Origin of the sequence: Nitrospira sp. CR1.1 (genome assembly GCA_014055465.1) — a bacterium.
In the GTDB taxonomy this organism is placed as follows: Bacteria; Nitrospirota; Nitrospiria; order Nitrospirales; family Nitrospiraceae; genus Nitrospira_A.
In genome coordinates, this window is record WIAF01000015.1 from 1 (window position 1) to 15,580 (window position 15,580).

Consider the following 15,580-nt stretch of genomic DNA (forward strand, 5'->3'; position numbering starts at 1 on the left):
CGCGCGACCAGGCCACGAACCAGGTGCTCGAAAGCCGGCTGCTCTTTCCCGCCCGTGCCACGTTTGCCTCGACGACGCCCCTGGGGACACCGCTCGTGGTGGCCTCGGCGACGGTGCCCACGACCACACCGGTGGCGGATGGCACGCTGTACTATCACCAGGACGGCCTCGGTACGGTGACAGAACTCACCGATATCAACGGCAGCGTCGCCAAAGCATATGCGTATGATGCGTACGGGAATATTCTGGAGTCACCGGGTACGGTGGAGCAGCCCTATACGTATACGGGCAGGGAGTTCGATCAGGAAACGGGTCTCTACTACTACCGGGCTAGATATTATGATGCGGCGACGGGGCGTTTCCTGCAGAACGATCCGATAGGTTTCAGAGGAGGGGATGTTAACCTTTACCGGTATGTTTCGAACAACCCTATCTATTTCAGCGATCCAGTAGGTTTGCAAAATACAGCTGTGTTCCCTGGGACTGCAGCTGGTTCAGCGGCTCAGGGGACAAGCGCTGGTGTGAAAGGAGCTTTACAAGGCATCGGGCTAGGTCTTGGAACTGTAGCTGGTGCAATAACTGGAGTAACTATATTTCCCGACTCCGCTGGCGAGGGATCCGACATAATTCCTCTTCCTGATACCTATCCCGATACTCTGCTTCCTGAAGACGATACTGTACCAGATATTCTTCTACCCCCTTATATAGACATCGATACGGAGATTGCATGCCCAGTTGACCCACTTCAGTACAGTCCGCATAAAAAGAAGAGGCCATCGACTTACGATAAGCATACTAAACCTCGACCTGGACGACCGACAGAGAAGAAGAAGCAACAACCAGGTTGGAAGCCATTCAACGACAATAAGCGGAGACCATAATCGTGCAACGATTGCTGGCAATTACTAAGGGAGCTGAACTTCAATGCTAGCGGGAATAACCCTTCTCTTTAAGTGTAGATCGAGGAGTGCGCTTTTAGGGATGTTGAATGATTATGTTGTTTCAGCGAGGTCCCTTAGGGACCTCAAGAAGCGCGCAGTAAATCTAGGCAAAAGAGAGTCCCATCGCATTGCTGTTGATACGAAAATGAGCTGCGAATATTTGGGGCTTTACGATACATATTATGTCTGTGGACCATTAAAGTCAGGAGCCCTACTTGGATATACGAGCACATGGGGAATCAAACAAAAGACACTTCTTCCGATGATGAACGAAATTCGAATCAGGAAGGCACTCTCGGGAAGCTCTAAGGGTGCTTACGTTATTGATGCCGTGTATGTTATCGGCTCTCAAAAGCCTCCAATCTTCAAGCGAAGAATAATTGAAGCAGCTCTGCTCGTTGAGCATGACGGCAAAAAAGATATTCTTGAAGTCGCAGGTCGACTAGCTAACTCCCCACATGTAAAGCGCAAGATAACGAGAGACTTGAGACGCCAGGTTTTACCTGAAGAGTTAGAGATCGCTGGTTTTTCGAGCATTCGCAGATGGGCGAGCCCTTCTGTAGGTTTAGGGAGGTGCTTTAAGTGTAATGTGAAACGCTATGCGAAAGAATTTATGATCAGCAGGCTTCTTCACGAGGAAAAGAAGCTGGTTTTCCCGAAACCCTTGAGGTAACCATGTGCGTTCTCCGTCTGATAGTGAATTGGGCTCCTCCTACGATCCCGCCAATCGGGAGACCGCAATTAGCCATTAGCTCACGACCACCAGCAGCCAGATCAACAGGGCCGACTATGTCTATAATCCCGTCGGCAATCGGACCAGTCTGACGGATCGACGGGGCGCGCAGACGTTTGGCTATGACCGGTTGGACCGACTCACCTCAGCCAGCTACCCCTTGCTACTCGATTCGCAAGCGTTTGCCTATGACGCGGTGGGGAATCGCACCACCGGTGGTGTTGTCGTGAACCCAGGGAATCAACTCACGGCGGATACTAACCATAGCTACCGATGGCGAAGACATTCTGCTGGAATATAATGGCAGCAACGTGCTGTAAGCACGCTATACCCACGGCCCTGGCATCGACGAGCCCTTGAGCCGGACGCCGATGGTGCCGGGCCTCGGCAGCGGGCAGACGGCTGTGCTGGCTTCCACCCCGGATGGCCTGCGGGGGCCGGTGGTGGATGATGGGATCAAGGTGAACGGCCAGGTGTCGGTGGGCTTTGTGTTCGTCTCGGGGATGCCGGCGCCGGCGATCGGGCAGCCGATTGATTCAACCGGCCTCGAACAGCCGATCGCGCCGATCGATGTCACGGCCGCCGCGGCCACTGGCACCCTCGCCGTGGACCTGATCGATACGGGGGGCATCGGGGGCAATGCCCCACTCTATCTGGTGACGCGCGACCAGGCCACGAACCAGGTGCTCGAAAGCCGCCTGCTGTTCCCCGCCCGTGCAACCTTTGCCTCGACGACGCCCCTGGGGACGCCGCTCGTGGTGGCCTCGGCGACGGTGCCCACGACCACGCCGGTAGCGGACGGCACGCTGTACTATCATCAGGATGGCCTCGGCACGGTGACGGAGCTGACCGATAGCAATGGCGCGGTGGCCAAGGCCTATGCGTACGATGCGTACGGGAATATCCTGGAATCACCGGGCACGGTGGATCAGCCGTATACGTATACGGGGAGGGAATACGATTCAGAAAGCGGATTCTATTACTACCGGGCTAGATATTACGATGCACAGATTGGGAAATTCACTCAACGTGATCCTATTGGTCGTGTCGGAGGTAACAACTACTATGAGTATGCCCTTGGAAATCCGACATTGCACTTTGATCCATTTGGGTTAAAGGCACAGATTGTGATTTGGGCCCCGGTTGGAATTGGCACATCATCGTTTGGCCATGTGTCCACCAACATCAATGGCACAACCTATTCATTCGGGCCAAATGGGATGACGAACGAGCCCACTTCCGTATTTAATCAAAGGAACTCGTTCCGGAGTTCGCTGGGGTTGGATTTGACCCTCACAGCCGAACAGGAAAAAGCACTGGAAGAATGTCTCAAACGGGACCAACCCGACTATAACTTTCTGACGAACAACTGCGGTGCGCCAGTTCAGAGATGCCTGAATTGGATGGGTTACGACATTGGTAAAGTATTAACACCATCACAGCTTTACGAAAGTATGACTGGAGTTGGCCTCGTAGGCGGTACGATCTTTTATCCCGGAGCGGCTGCCAAGCCTGCTCAAGCTAAATAGAGGTTTATTCTATGGCGATAAAAAGGGTGATCGGTCGAGGCATTTCGGTTGTTCTCTGGCTGATGATTCTCCATGTCTTCATGGGGTGCCAAGGTGAGGAGCTGGCCGAAATCGATGGTGATGTCAATGTGCTAGAGCATCCGTTGCCTCTCAGGTTTTCTGATCCCAAGACATATACTCATCCGCCAGATTCACTTCCCATCAATAAAGTGCTAGTTGTGCTCACGAAAGGGCAGATGGTTCCAGTCATGCGACGTATCTATGGGAAAGAGTTTCTGGCATATGAGATCCAATTGCCTGACAGTAGTAAAGGATATCTGTTCCATGGTGATGCCTTTCATCTTGTTGATTCGAGACGCGCTCCATAACTGCAACTGTTCGAGCCTGATATGGGCTACACCTATTATCCCGCCTCACAGGTCACCAGCATCCTGCTCAACTCACCGCGACCAGCAGCCAGATCAACAAGGCGGACTATGTCTACAACCCAGTCGGCAATCGAACGAGTCTGACGGATCGCCGAGGGTCGCAGACGTTTGGCTATGATCAATTGGATCGGCTGATCATTGCGAGCCATACGTGGCTGCCCGACGCTCAGGCACTTGTCTCTTAGGCAATCTCAGCTAGTGATGATGGCCTTCATCCACATGCTCACCATTTTAATCGTGCCCGATGGTCACCCTGTTCGTGACTCTTGATTCCACGACGTACGCGCCCTATCAGGGTCAGTCATTCTTTAGAAAAGTCCAGCTAAGGAATCCTCAAGTTTGTCACTGAGTACCTTGCTGGCTTCCGGAACGGACAGCCACATCTTTTGGTCAGACGCCACGATTCTCGCTTGGTGGAAGCGGCGAGTGCCTTTTCGGATTTCGCTGATCTGTTGGGTGACCTGTCCAGCTTGAGGCGGGGAGACACTTTGTTGATTCAGAAAGCCAAAAGCTCCAGGTTGTGACTGTGGTGTGCCTGGCCCTGGCATACTATTGGTCGTGACAGATTGTTGAATTTCTTCCTTGGTGCGCTCCTGTACCATCGCGTCGACCACGCAGGCGACGATAGAGTCCTCTGAGAATTTGCTCGCGGCAAATCCCCCAACCGCTCCTACCGCTCCGAGAATTGGAATCTGGCTAAGCGACGCCCCGCTGAGTGCTGCGGCCGAGCCAGCTGCGACTCCGATGGCCCCACCGAACCCGCCGGCGATCAAGGCATCGACGGTTTGCCCGGGCTTTAATTTATTGCAGAGTACTACCTGGCTCTGGAGGATGTACTGAGCTTTGTCGGGATTATCAACGATTGCATATCCCTTTGCTCTGATCTTGTTCGGGAGTTCAGCAAAGTTGATATTGGGGTTGTCGCTGGTGTTGCGATTTTGGAGATAGATTGTCTTCTCTTCCGACGGGGTGAGAAAGATGGCGTTACTGCTTGTGAGATTCACCTCATGACTTAGCGTCATGTGGCCAGCACACCCAACGATCGATCCTGTGGCGATAACGACACTAAGGCTGGCGAGAATTCTGCCGACTGAACAGTGGGTGCGACGGTTAATACGTGACATGCCTTCCTCCTGGGTATGTGAACGAGTGTGAACCGCTTCTGCTATGTATTACTGGATGGCAGTGGATGGTCCTTGGCGATACCCGTTTGCGTCGTCGTCACAGAGTGGATGAGACCGAACTAGTTGCCATGTGCCAATTTGAAACAATCAGACCGAAAGGAGTGTGTGTATGGAAAAAACCATGCGCAGGAAAGCTGGGTATTGAGTCACAGAACGTGTTTTTGTCATACTGCCGCCTGTGCTTGGGACGAGTAGTCGTAATACGTGTAATGTGCATAGAGTTGGCGTGACGTCCACGAGCGATTCTCTGACGGCAGAGTGAATCGGAGAGCGGCCTACTGAGTTGTGAGTTGGTGAGAGGGAGTTGGAGGGTAGTATGTCGTTGAGCGTCAAAGGCCAAGAATCGACGTTTGATCTCCGAGAGCTCTCCCTCGGTGATGCGTGTCGTTTAGGCTCGTGGGTACGAGATTTAGAGACAGTTGGAAAATCTTCCGAGGAGGTCTGTCAACTCATTGCGATGTCTCTGGCCCGGTCTTTCTGTTCCCAGGAGAGTCGTCAGTCTCAATTGTCTCTCGTCGAGGTCTTTCACACTCGTAATCTTGGTGATCTCCCAGCGCGCTACCAAGACCGATGGGTGTCTTCGGTTGATGGGGACCACGCCCCCGCTCAAACGCGAGTCCTTGCATTGATGGGCGTGGCCGGAGATTCTGCGGAGTGGACGATCGACAGACCTCCGTTCGGACTACATTGTGTCCCCATTCAAACGAAGTTCAGTTCCCAGGAAACTGCGTGGTACACGCAATCGTGGGAGGATTTGGGGCTGAGCAGTCCGGTGAATAATTTTGAGAAGAGTCTTACTGTCGCTAATTCACACAATCAATTGTTTGGAATCCTGGTGCATGAGATCCCACGCTCTTATAACCTCGCCGAAAGCAGAGCAGACTTTCTGCGGAGGCACGGAGTGAAACAGGTTATTTGCCTGGGTGGGCTGCTGCCTTCTGGAGGGAGCTACTGTGTCTTCCTCTACTCGAGGGTGACAGTCGATTCTAGGATCAGATCGTTGTTGCAAGTGTTATCAGGCAATATTTGTCTGGCGTGTTCTACTGGGGACGAGCAGTATTGGAGTGCTAAGGCTAAGAGTGGTGAAGGGAAGCCGTACTCCAGAGAGGTTGGATTCGCATTTGCTGAAGAGACTTATCGCCGGCTCTTGAAGCTGAATGAGTCGCTCGTGGTCGATCAGGAGAAGAAGTATTTCGAGGATGTCCAAGAGTTACACCAGACTGACCTCAAGATGCGACGGATTGCGGATGCTGTGCCCGGTGCGGTGTATCAATATGTTATTACGCGGGATGGATGTCAGCGGTTTAGCTATATCAGTCGTGGAGCCATGGATATGGTGGGGTATCCATCAGACGTCATTGTGTCAGATTATAGTGCGGTCTGGAAATTGGTCCTACCAGAAGATATGCCGGGGATCATGGCATCCATTGAAAACGCAATCCGCAGTGGATCGCGGTGGGCGCATGAGTTTAGGTTACGACTCCCCGATGGTCGCGTGAAATGGTTGCGTGGGGATTCTCTGCCTGAGAGGCCTACGGTAGACGGAACAGTACTGTTTCACGGTTTGTTAACCGATGTGACTGAGCGACGGTTGGCTGAAGCCAAGCTGAGGTTTACGCAGTTTGCGACGGACCATGCGGCTGATGCCATTCTTTGGGCTGGGCCTGATCGTCGCATCATGTATGTGAATGTACGGGCAACCGAGTTGTTGGGCTATTCACGCGAAGAACTCTTGAATTTGTCGATGCCGGATATTGCTCCTTTACAGAGCCGAATCGACATTCTTAACGATCTGACGCGGCTGAAACAGGGCGAAGTAGTACAGTATGCGACTACATTCCGAAGAAAGTCTGGAACGGTCTTTCCCATCGAAGTGTCGATGCGCTACTTGGAGCATGATGGGGAAGGGTATGTGTGTGCCATCGTGCGAGACGTGTCAGAGCGAAAGCGTGCCGAAAGTGTTATTCAGGAGGGAGCTGAGGCCCTGCGTCGCAGCCAAGAAGCGTTGAGGGCCCTCCATTCACAGTTGCTGACCGCGCAAGAGGACGAACGACGCAGGGTTGCCAGGGAGTTGCATGATGATCTGGGATCACGATTGGGAAGTGTGATTTTGAGGGCCGAAGGGAAATTGGTGTTGTTGGAGAACAAGAGCCCTGAGGCGGCGGTCATCAAAAATGTCACTGACGAGCTACGGGGAATCAGTGATCGGGTGCGAACGATTGCGCACGAGTTGCACCCATCGATCTTGGATAATCTTGGGCTCTCGGTGGCGCTCAAGAAAATGTTGAAGGAGTATGGCAGTTGGTCGGGGATGAAGATCGTCAGTAATATATCGATGGAGTTTACTGAGGCCTTGGATCGGGAGGTCGCGACCTGTCTGTATCGGATTGCTCAGGAAGCCTTGATGAACGTGAAGAAACACGCTGGTGCGCAACAGGTCATGGTATCCTTGGCTCGAGAAGAGGGTTGGGTGCAACTGAGTGTGAAAGATGATGGAATGGGGTTCAGTCCAGAGACAGAATCGCGTCGAACCAAGGGACTAGGGATTGTCGCGATGGAAGAGCGCATCCACATGGTGGCAGGGGAATTGGCGGTTCAGTCAGGGAAAGGGCGAGGAGCTGTCGTAGTGGCTCGGGCACCTTATAGGGAGCGTGAAGCATGACGACCAGTGTGAATTCTCCGATCAACTCTCCGGTAAAAACGATTAGCGTGGTCTTTGCTGACGACCATGCGTTGGTCGCGGATGGGATGACTACCATTTTACATGGAGTTAACCATAAGCAGCGTGACTATGAATTCGCCGTGGTGGGCCAAGCCTCTTCAGGCCGTGGATTGCTCGAACTTGTGAAGCGGGTTCCTGCGGATTTGGCATTTGTCGATATCTCGATGCCGGATATGTCTGGCCTTGATGCAGTTCCGAAGGTTCGAGAAATCAGGCCTGACATTAAGATCATCGTCGTGACCATGCACAAAGAACCTGAATACATGACTCGAGCGTTATCTGTGGGGGCGAATGGGTATCTGATGAAGAGTTGCAGTGCTCAGGAGTTCTGCCATGCGATCGATGAAGTGATGAGAGGCAACGCGTATGTGACGAGCCTGCTTGGTAGTCGTCCGACAGGGGCTCTGCCTGGTTCTGATGACGAAGAGGATCAACTCGCCTCCTTGGGGATGTCGCAGCGGCAGCGTGAAGTCGTGACGTTGCTGGCGTCAGGCAAGACGATCAAAGAGACTGCGTTTCAATTGGGTCTGAGTCGAAAGACCGTTGAACACCACAAGGCAATGTTCAGGGAGAAATTTGGCATTGAGACAGATGCCGACCTAACCAAGTTCGCGATCAAGCATGGTCTGACCGGGACCGATTGGATTCAGAAGTAACTACCTGGCTTTGCTTTCGGGCTTGGGTGGTGGCGCTTCGCAGTCGATGATGAGGTGCTGGCCGAAGCTCTCACCCGGGGTGAGGTCCCATCCCTGGATTACGGGTGTAAACCTCTCTATTGTCCTCTCCGTTGTTCCTTCCTCCCGTTCATTTGCTCTGTCTGTGACTTCGACGATCGGTTCGAGATCGACGCGTGTCTTTGTTGTGGTGCCCTTGATTGCCCAGCGCTTGTTGTGCTGTTCAAGCATGGTGTTATTGACGAGACCGCTGGCAACATATCCAAGGCCGATCGGCCTTTAGGCTTGGAGTCTGGGACTACTCTCTAGGCGCAAATCTGGCATGTCGGTACGGGCGATGGCCAGCTGTGGGGGTCGTTACTGTCTAGATGAGAATATGAAGCTTGGGAGTCCTGATCTCTATGGCAAGTGGTCCCAATCCACTGACGTCCTGCGGCTGCGGTCGTGTTGAAGGTGGCCAGCAGGTCCTCTCGTTTCCATTTGAGATGCACGGTTCCCTTTTTGAAATAGCGTATACGAAAAAAGGTACTCTCACAGGGGTGGGGGTGCACCCCATGATTGTGAAATGAGCGTTCCAGCGCGTCTCGCACCGTGACAATCTCTTCGAATGATTGTCCATCTAGCACGGCGAGGACGCGATCCAGATCGGAGTAAATCTCGCCGGCGTCACGGGCAGACCAGAGATCGAATCGTCCGATCCAAAATCGACAGCCGTATGGAAACACAAGCCGGCAATTGACCTTGTACGAGTCGTTGCTCTTCCAGCCCGCCTTGCCGTCCCCGCTCCCGATGTCTCCGGTGGTGTTGCCCTTGTAGTGTCGTGTGAGCGCGAGGAACACATTCCATACCGATTTCTCAAACAAGCGTTTGCGCTGTTGGAATATATTGGAGAGGGTGCCTTTGATGTTCTGTGTGGTAAAGGGCACGGTGCTATCGCGTTCAAGGTCTTGTAAGAGTTCTTCTGTCTGTTTCGTATCTAGCCACTTCCGGAAGTCCATTTGTTCAAAGACGTGCATCCAGGCGCTTCGGCGAAGGGCCCGTGCGAATTCGGCGCGCGCGGCGGTGGTGTTGGTTTGGGCCAAGCCAAGGATCTTTTTAAGATCGGACTCGTCTCGCGTCGATCGGCTCGGGCGAAGCTCCGTGCCGAGTGCGCCCATAAAGAGACTGGCTTTGCGGATGTGGGCGAAGGCCTTAAACATCTCTTCTAGGGATTGTGTGTAGTAGTGCTGCATATTTCCAAGGGTATCGCGAAGCGCGGGGATCGCTTCAGGTGTGCCGATGTCATCGTTAACAGATTGTTCGCGGTCGGCCGAATGCCAAAGATGGATGCGATCATCTTCCGTAGTCTTCTTAAGGTAGACGAGGGCGACCTGAGTATCGGTGGGCCGTTCCGCCGTGAGGAAGCAGGGGCCAAGAGGTTCGACCGAGCCATGTGCAGCAATAATCGCGGCCAGCCGTTGACGGTCTTCCGTGTAAGGATTATCGATGGTCTCTTGATTCAGGAGGCAGACGATTTCGCCGTTGTGCAGAAAATCCCAAGCGCGGAGAAGATGGAGGGCACCTTTGCTGAAGGGAGGATTCATCACAATGGCGTCGTAATAGGAGACGCCGTCGTAGGTCAACCAATCGTATCCGACGACGGTTAGCTCCTCATGGGCTTGGAGGATCTTCAAGAGATCTGGGTGGAGTTCGATCACGTCGACGCGATGGCGTGAACCGTGATCGTAGGGAGACCGAGTCCGACCGAATCCCAATATGGCTTTAGCGAGATCGCCTTTGCCGGCACTCGGCTCAAGAAAATGGACAGCATTGCGATCAATTTTCTGAAGCATTTTCGCTGCGACGGCCCCGGGCGTGGGGTAGAAATCTTCGCTGAACATACCGCTCCTTTTCGACAGACGCAGGCAACTGTGACTTGAATAGGTTGACGCTGTTGGGGATTCCGGAGTGCGGCCCTATCTAGGGCTTCATCGACACAGTGTCTACCAGGTAGGTCACGCCGTGGTCATTCAGCTCCTGTGGTCGTAGTAGTGGGTGTCATACCGTGAGTGTGACGGGGTGTCAGAGGTCACGGACGAGGCCATGGAATGTGACGCGGCTGCGCTAGCACGCTGGTGCATGGTGGAGGCCCGTTTTTGCCAAATCGAGCAGCGACACTCGCTGCGGATGCTTCAGCCAAAGCTTGTGAAGATCCTTTACGTTGGCGTTGTGATGGAGTAGCACTTCCATAACGTGATAGCCCATGTAAGTCAGCAGCGAGACCAGTTCTTTCTGGACGTGTGGCCCCTTCTTTCGTGAGCTGTTCTGAGGCGCATTTCCCACGGCGATACAGCTTGCGTCGTTATCTAACGCGACATAGATGATTCGTGAGGGGAGCCGTTTGAGATATTCCTGGAGGCGCTCAACCGTATTCAGCCCATTCAGGGCACAGAGGGTAAACGAGGGTCCGAATAGCTCATCGCCTGCAAGGCAATCCACGATGCTTTCCGTGATCAGAATTGGCGCGTTCCCGCGTTTAAGGATCCAGGGGCCCTTGAGGCCGCGGGCGACCCGCATCAGGGCAGGTGGGGCCTCGCCCAAGGCTCGTGCCATCAGCCCTTGCATGAAATGGATGTTGGGTGTGGGAAGCGGGAAGGCTACGTATGGGATGCCGTCGTCGCCTAGCCGCATCCATACAGCGCCAAGATGCTGGTTGTAGGGGAGCGCCAATTTATGGAAATACGACCGGAGCTCTTCCTCACGTTCCGGGGTCATGTTGGCTTGGGCGGCATAGTAGAGCTTCTTGGCGTGAGCAATACGCTCTTTGTCGGTTGGGGGGGCCGTGGAGGGGTTGCTCGGGGCCACCATACTCCTGACGGTGTTGTGCAGAATCCGGTGCAGGGCTTCTGCGAACGGCACATGGTCGAGGAGTTGGACGAGGTCGATGAGGTCTCCGTGCTGTTTGCACCCCTCATGTTCGTTGCGCCCGAAGTCATACCACACCCAGGTGCCATCCGGTCGCTGCGAGACAGAGAACGAAGGATTTCTATCCTCACGATAAGGGGCGTGAAAATCTGCATGGTGCGGCCTTCTCGACACCGGTTTGTGGCCCCGAGCGATGAGAAACTCAATGAGGTTGATACTGCGGGCGTGGGCGATGGCGTCTGGAGAAATGGACATGTGCGTTATCAGTACCGAGAAAGAGGGTGTGTCGCGATGAGGGGGCTAGTTCGTAAGGTTATGCCGCTTCGTCGAAGCTGTAGAGGCGTATCGGCTTCTTGATGAGGAGGGAGTCCAGTTGGGCCTTAATCGTACCCATCCCGTTTTGCACGACGTTAGCGATCGATTGATCACTGCGGAGCAATTGCGAGTCTACTCCACTCAGCACGTTTTTGGCGGTTGTGACGAGTTGAGCGAGCTCGATATCATTACCCAAATTGCGCGCGTCGAAGGTGTTCAGGAATTCCAGGAGATTGGTGAGCGTGCTGCTCTTGAAGGTCTTGGACTTGCCAGATTCACTCGGACTTAACCGATCGACCAGGTGGTTAACGAGCGAGCGCATGGCTTCTCGGAGGTAGGTATTTACGTCTTCGAGCATATTGTTCACCTTTTCCATTGACCGGCGTTCTTCTCGTTTAAGCATCGTGGCACTGATAGTCTCTAGGGTGCCGGGAAGATCAAACGTAATATAGGAGTAGGTGAGTCCGAACGCCGCCCGCACAGTGTCTGGATCGGGGTAATCTCTGGTGCGATAGGCCGCCTTGAGGCGAGACTCCTCTTCCACAATACGTTTATCGTATTGTGCGAGAAAGACATCAACGAGCTGTCGTAGCTCGTCTTCTGCGTTTGCAATAATGGCGTCGACCTCTGAGGCGAGCGAGACAGGAATGAGGTACATGCCTGAACGAAGGCCGGCCGGCAGAGTCAACTTCTCCAATTTGGTGCGGACGCGTGAGTACAGTCTCGTAATGGCCAGGTATTCCGGACAGGACAGAATAGATTTAGTCACACGGACACGACTGGGTTCCGTATCAATGGAGAGCACCGAGGCGCTGTCCATCCGTCGGTGAATGCCGAGTTTGCGATACGTGAGCATGAGGCAGAATGCGTTGGACCACAGTGAACTAAATGCCGATTGAGCATTGAGCATGATGACCTCGCTTAGTGGTGAAGATGTTCGTCAGCCTGATGATGGTGGTGATTGTGTGTTGAGCGCCGACTGCTTTGGAGTGAGCCGCCTGAGAGTGTGATGATCTGTTGTATAACGTCTTCTGCAGTGGCGTGGTTGGCTAGGCTGATCTCGTCGGTAATCAGTTTGATGGTTCCATCTGTTTCAATCTTGATGCGTATGCTGTCGGTCTGCATGGAAAGGTCACTCCAGCCGGGTTAGGAGAAACGAGTGAGCAGTAATTCTTGTTCTGCCCCCTCAACGCGTTCTAACGTCCACCCGAATTGTTCAGCGGCCGTCTGAATGATGGTTTGTGCATAGGCTTGCTTGAGCTCCAGAATCAGGGCTTCGTGTCGCTGGTCCAGGGTGGCTCTTCCTTTCGAAATGGAGACTTGCTGATTTTGTGGAGTGGTGAAGACCAGGACGTCGTCTTTGAGGGTGTGTTCCCACCCGAGAGAAGATCCCGCGGAGATGAGGAGGGGGACATCGGCCATATTCAACTCCACCGAGACTCTTTGTTCGAGATAGCAGGGCATGGCGTGTTCCTTTTCTCTAGGCGACAGCGCTGGCTTATTGCGCCAGGGTAATGGTGCGAGGACGTGTGTGATGCGGCGTGTCTCGGTTCTGGTCAAAAACGCCCTCACGGTTCGCACTCAGATAAGTCTGATGCGCCTGTGCTTCGAGTGCCTTGATGCTTTCCTTTGCACTGATGGCCGTGGGAACGATGTACTTGGCTGCCTCGGACAGTGGCATTGAGAGTTCCCAACTGAGCCGAGCGCAGCGCTCGATTTCTGCGCCTGTCCAGTTGTGATCATTCGGTCGGTCTGTGTCGGCGGCGAGACCGAACTTGGCGAAGTAGATGTTCCAGATCGCCTCGCGCTCATCCTGACTGGGGAGATCCACATACCAGGTGCCATAGCCGAACCGACGGATGAGTTCGGGTGGTAGCTGACTGATGTTGTTGGACGTGGCGATAAAGCAGGCTTTGTCCTGAGAGATAGCTGAGATGACATTCAGCGCTTGCCGCATCTGTTGTTCACTTGAGCCTACCAGTGAGGACTTGAGACCAGAGATGTCTAAGGCGATGGTGGGGATGTTCGCCTCGGCTCCCGTGGCTTTCGCAATGGCACTCTTCGAGGTGCCGTTGGGGCCGACGAGGAGTAAACCTGAGGCCTGGTGGTCCTGCATGTAGCTCAGAAGAATGCCGAGTAAAGCCTGAGAGACGCCTGATGTATCTGAGGCTTGTCCAGTGGATCCGGAGAGGCTTTTTTCAATCTCGTCTAGCCAGACGATGCAGCGGGGAGCGCGTTTGGAGACCAAAACCTGTTTGAGGAAGTGTTTGATGGTAGCGACTCCCCCGATTTGCGCGTAGCTGCTCCCTCCTCGCCAGACGCTGAGTCCTGGTGTCGCATCGATGATCTGTCGCTTGCGTTCCCACAATTTGTCCACGTTAAGTCCGCTCGCTTGCATGGACCGAGCGACTTCCTGTTCGGCGGTGAAGGCCCCAAGGCCAAGCGTGGCATCGACGGCCTTGGCCAATGTGGCAGGATCGGGTAATGGCAGCGATGCTGCTGAGAGCTGCTCTTTGACAATGGATTCCAGCTGTGTGGCCGTCGGGAGCGGCTCGTTTAGGAGCACCACGTCATTGGCGAGCTCCGGTGGCAGTTTAAATCCGATACCCAGGAGGACGATCGTACTTCCGTTCGTCTTGTAGAGGTCGCGGCAATTCCAGAGGCCTTGAATGAAGAAATCGTTTGAGAGGTAGCGGTGTCCGTTCAGGATGAATGTCAGTGTCCGTTGCGGCACCTTTTCGAGGACGCGGAGGGCTTCTGCAGGGTTGATGGTCGTATTTTGTTTGGAGGGCCCGACATTTTGGGTATGCCAGTTCTTACCCTCCTCATTGAGCGGGATCAGGCCATGCCCAATATCCCATTTTAGTATTGGGAAAGCATGGAGGCCGAATTCGTTGTCGGTATCAGCTTGGGAGGCGCTTGCGACATTGACCAATGACCAGGCAAGGGCTCGCATGGTGGCGGCTGGGTCCAGTGAGTTGACGGCAATAAGCGGCACACTGACGTTTCTGGCAGTACGAAAATCGATGGCCAGCGGGTATTGTTCTGACATGTGGATCCTTTTGGGTTCGGAGGGTAAGAGGTCGTGATCCATGAAATGGTGTTAGAGGCACGCTGGTGGCGCGGTCGTTTCTGGGGTAGGTATTAGCTGGTGATTGGGGTGTCCATGAGGGAACGAATGCGTTTGCCGGTCTCGATAAACGAGGCATGGTTGTCTGTCCGGTAGTCGCGATCACACTTATCGAGTAGTGTCATGATGATGGGGAAGCGGGGGTCTTCGGAATTGAGCGAGGCGGTCAACTGAGCAAGGCGTTTGAACCGTTGGAGCCAGATATTGTGTGGAGGGGTGGGCAGTGGGACTGACATAGACACTCCGTGTGATCTGAGTAAAGGGACTGTCTTAGCTAGGTTCAGCTGCAACCCGTGGAGCTCCCGCATGTTGAGCATGTTCGACACGTGCCCCGTCGGACGAGAGTGAATCGATGACACTCTGGGCACGGGTCGCCCTCGTAGCCTTTGATTCGGGCTTCTTCAATGTCGTTTGTTGGGTGCGAGGCCATGGTGTTGAGCGATGAAGATTCTTGCCGTGTTTGGTGGTTTGTGGATTTGGCATAGGGTTTGACGGAGTCTCCCCGGAGGTCGTCATGAGTAACCTGGACATGAGCGAGGTCCTGTCTGTCGAGGTAGTTGATCGCCAGATCACGCATGATGTAGTCGAGGATGGACGAGGCCATCTTGATTTGATCGTGTCCCGATACCGGTCCGTTAGGTTCGAAGCGCATCAACGTGAAGGATTCAACGAATTCTTCGAGCGGAACGCCGTATTGCAGTCCTAAGGATATCGCGATTGCAAAGCAGTTCATGAGACTACGAAATGCGGCACCTTCTTTGTGCATGTCCAGGAAGATTTCCCCCAGAGTTCCGTCTTCATATTCTCCTGTCCTGATATAGAGCTTGTGCCCGCCTATCGTGGCTTTCTGGGTATAGCCTGTCCGGCGATTCGGCAGGTTCCGATGTGTTCCTCTGGCCGTTACGAGCTGGCGCGGCTCGGGGGTGAGGGCGTGTCTATCGGCATCTTGGTTATCTCTGGGCTGGGCCAACATTTTTGTCGTGATCTCCATGGCTCTCCGGGTTGTTCTGATTTCGACTT

At 53.9% G+C, this 15,580-nt stretch carries 18 protein-coding genes; 8 read left to right on the plus strand and 10 right to left on the minus strand.

All coding sequences use genetic code 11. From position 1 onward, the window contains the following. The 6 genes from GDA65_18675 to GDA65_18700 all read left to right on the plus strand — a co-directional run. A partial coding sequence (locus GDA65_18675; protein ID MBA5864710.1) for a hypothetical protein occupies positions 1-881 on the plus strand: 881 nt, incomplete at its 5' end. Positions 882-981: 100 nt separating this feature from the next. Continuing rightward, a complete protein-coding gene (locus GDA65_18680; protein MBA5864711.1) occupies positions 982-1,614 on the plus strand; it encodes a hypothetical protein in 633 nt (210 codons plus the stop codon). A gap of 100 nt (positions 1,615-1,714) precedes the next feature. After that, positions 1,715-1,975 carry a hypothetical protein gene (locus tag GDA65_18685; protein MBA5864712.1) on the plus strand — a complete coding sequence of 87 codons (261 nt, stop codon included), beginning with the start codon at positions 1,715-1,717 and terminating at the stop codon, positions 1,973-1,975. A 70-nt stretch (positions 1,976-2,045) separates the two neighbouring features. Then, on the plus strand, positions 2,046-3,203 hold the full coding sequence (locus tag GDA65_18690) for a hypothetical protein (GenBank protein MBA5864713.1): 1,158 nt from the start codon (positions 2,046-2,048) through the stop codon (positions 3,201-3,203). Positions 3,204-3,214: 11 nt separating this feature from the next. Then, a complete protein-coding gene (locus GDA65_18695) occupies positions 3,215-3,571 on the plus strand; it encodes a hypothetical protein (protein MBA5864714.1) in 357 nt (118 codons plus the stop codon). A gap of 92 nt (positions 3,572-3,663) precedes the next feature. Continuing rightward, a complete protein-coding gene (locus GDA65_18700; protein ID MBA5864715.1) occupies positions 3,664-3,816 on the plus strand; it encodes a hypothetical protein in 153 nt (50 codons plus the stop codon). Positions 3,817-3,939: 123 nt separating this feature from the next. Here GDA65_18700 and GDA65_18705 read toward each other — a convergent pair whose 3' ends face one another. Further along, complete coding sequence (locus GDA65_18705) at positions 3,940-4,755, minus strand: hypothetical protein (GenBank protein MBA5864716.1); 816 nt, start codon at positions 4,753-4,755, stop codon at positions 3,940-3,942. Between the two features lie 376 nt (positions 4,756-5,131). Between GDA65_18705 and GDA65_18710 the strand changes: the two genes are divergently transcribed. Both GDA65_18710 and GDA65_18715 read left to right on the plus strand, forming a co-directional pair. After that, complete coding sequence (locus GDA65_18710) at positions 5,132-7,477, plus strand: PAS domain S-box protein (GenBank protein MBA5864717.1); 2,346 nt, start codon at positions 5,132-5,134, stop codon at positions 7,475-7,477. After that, positions 7,474-8,193 (plus strand): response regulator, encoded by a 720-nt coding sequence (locus GDA65_18715; protein MBA5864718.1) that lies wholly within the window; start codon positions 7,474-7,476, stop codon positions 8,191-8,193. The genes GDA65_18710 and GDA65_18715 overlap by 4 nt, the downstream gene beginning before the upstream one ends. Here the strand turns inward: GDA65_18715 and GDA65_18720 are convergent, their stop codons facing one another. From GDA65_18720 to GDA65_18760, 9 genes are all read right to left on the minus strand, one after another. Further along, complete coding sequence (locus GDA65_18720) at positions 8,194-8,442, minus strand: hypothetical protein (protein ID MBA5864719.1); 249 nt, start codon at positions 8,440-8,442, stop codon at positions 8,194-8,196. Positions 8,443-8,516: 74 nt separating this feature from the next. Continuing rightward, positions 8,517-10,091: a DUF4942 domain-containing protein gene (locus tag GDA65_18725; GenBank protein MBA5864720.1), complete on the minus strand. Its 1,575-nt coding sequence runs from the start codon at positions 10,089-10,091 to the stop codon at positions 8,517-8,519. A gap of 223 nt (positions 10,092-10,314) precedes the next feature. Continuing rightward, positions 10,315-11,370: a hypothetical protein gene (locus tag GDA65_18730; protein ID MBA5864721.1), complete on the minus strand. Its 1,056-nt coding sequence runs from the start codon at positions 11,368-11,370 to the stop codon at positions 10,315-10,317. 58 nt (positions 11,371-11,428) lie between these two features. Then, positions 11,429-12,340 (minus strand): hypothetical protein, encoded by a 912-nt coding sequence (locus tag GDA65_18735; protein MBA5864722.1) that lies wholly within the window; start codon positions 12,338-12,340, stop codon positions 11,429-11,431. 11 nt (positions 12,341-12,351) lie between these two features. Then, positions 12,352-12,555, minus strand: a complete 204-nt coding sequence (locus tag GDA65_18740) for a hypothetical protein (GenBank protein MBA5864723.1) — start codon at positions 12,553-12,555, stop codon at positions 12,352-12,354. 21 nt (positions 12,556-12,576) lie between these two features. Next, entirely contained in the window at positions 12,577-12,894 is a 318-nt protein-coding gene (locus GDA65_18745) for a hypothetical protein (protein ID MBA5864724.1), read from the minus strand. A gap of 34 nt (positions 12,895-12,928) precedes the next feature. Further along, entirely contained in the window at positions 12,929-14,524 is a 1,596-nt protein-coding gene (locus GDA65_18750) for an AAA family ATPase (protein MBA5864725.1), read from the minus strand. A gap of 50 nt (positions 14,525-14,574) precedes the next feature. Then, the gene (locus GDA65_18755) at positions 14,575-14,796 is read right to left on the minus strand and encodes a hypothetical protein (protein ID MBA5864726.1); all 222 of its coding nucleotides are present in this window, start codon (positions 14,794-14,796) and stop codon (positions 14,575-14,577) included. Between the two features lie 44 nt (positions 14,797-14,840). After that, complete coding sequence (locus tag GDA65_18760; protein ID MBA5864727.1) at positions 14,841-15,551, minus strand: hypothetical protein; 711 nt, start codon at positions 15,549-15,551, stop codon at positions 14,841-14,843. Between the last annotated feature and the right edge of the window lie 29 nt (positions 15,552-15,580).